1 protein-coding gene is annotated in these 1,259 nt (G+C 55.2%); it reads left to right on the top strand.

The window, feature by feature from the left end; all coding sequences use genetic code 11:
* Window positions 1-91: 91 nt before the first annotated feature.
* Window positions 92-1,259 (top strand): IS3 family transposase gene (locus HMPREF9538_RS22390; RefSeq protein WP_113705863.1). Its coding sequence is split into 2 segments (ribosomal slippage), with 1,169 coding nucleotides annotated over them: window positions 92-413 and window positions 413-1,259; the frame shifts between segments, so codons are not numbered across the junction. This gene is flagged as partial in the annotation.

The raw sequence follows: 1,259 nt of genomic DNA, 5'->3' as shown, positions 1-1,259 counted from the left end.
TGATGTAGCCCCCTGAAACACCGGACAGTAGCTGTATCTCCAGATAAGAGATAGGCTTGAATATATGTCTAACACTAACGCCAATTTTGAGATGACCGGGATCCTGTTAGGGCAAGAAGCCCGTAAACGTAAAACTCCTCAGGAGAAGATCGCCATTATCCAGCAGACGATGGAGCCGGGCATGAATGTCTCCCATGTCGCCCGCCTGCATGGTATCCAGCCCAGCCTGCTGTTTAAGTGGAAGAAGCAATATCAGGAAGGCAGCCTCACCGCCGTTGCGGCCGGAGAGGAAGTCGTTCCTGCTTCTGAGCTTACTGCTGCTCTGAAGCAGGTCCGGGAACTTCAGCGCCTTCTGGGCAAGAAGACGATGGAAGTTGAGATCCTGAAAGAAGCCGTGGAGTACGGCCAGTCGCGAAAATGGATAGCGCACGCGCCCTTGTTGCCAAAGGACGGGGAATAGCCCTGGTCAGCCGCACCATGGGCGTGTCGCGTGCGCAGCTGTCACTGCGGATTAACCGTTCTGCCGACTGGCAGGACAAGCGCTGTAACCGGCGTAATGACGAAGCAGACGAAGAAATACTGTCGGCTATCCTCGACATCATCAGCGATATGCCGAGTTATGGTTATCGACGCGTGTGGGGCATCCTGCGCAAGCAACGTCGCACAGAGGGACAGCCACCTGTGAACGCCAAACGGCTCTACAGGATAATGAGCGAGCATAACCTGTTGTTGTTGCATGACAAACCAGAGCGACCGAAGCGTGAACATAAGGGCAAGATAGCGGTGGCAGAAAGCGATATGCGCTGGTGTTCAGATGGCTTCGAGTTCGGCTGCGACAACGGCGAAAAACTGCGGGTAACGTTCGCGCTGGACTGCTGCGACCGTGAGGCCATAGACTGGGCAGCAAGCACGGGAGGCTATGACAGTTCAACCGTGCAGGATGTGATGCTGAGGTCGGTGGAAAAGCGCTTCGGCGACAGGTTGCCCGATACAGCGGTGCAGTGGCTGACGGACAACGGTTCAGCGTATACCGCGTATGAAACGTGGAGGTTCGCGAGAGAGCTGAATCTGGAGCCCTGCACAACAGCGGTGAGCAGCCCGCAGAGTAATGGCATGGCCGAACGGTTCGTGAAAACGATGAAAGAAGACTATATCGCGTTCATGCCAAAACCGGATGTGAGAACAGCACTGCGAAACCTTGCAGTAGCGTTCACGCATTACAATGAAAACCACCCGCACAGCGCGCTGGGATATCACTC

Source organism: Klebsiella sp. MS 92-3 (assembly GCF_000195655.1).
Taxonomy (GTDB): Bacteria; Pseudomonadota; Gammaproteobacteria; order Enterobacterales; family Enterobacteriaceae; genus Klebsiella; species Klebsiella pneumoniae.
This window is presented reverse-complemented; position numbering and strand designations above follow the sequence as displayed.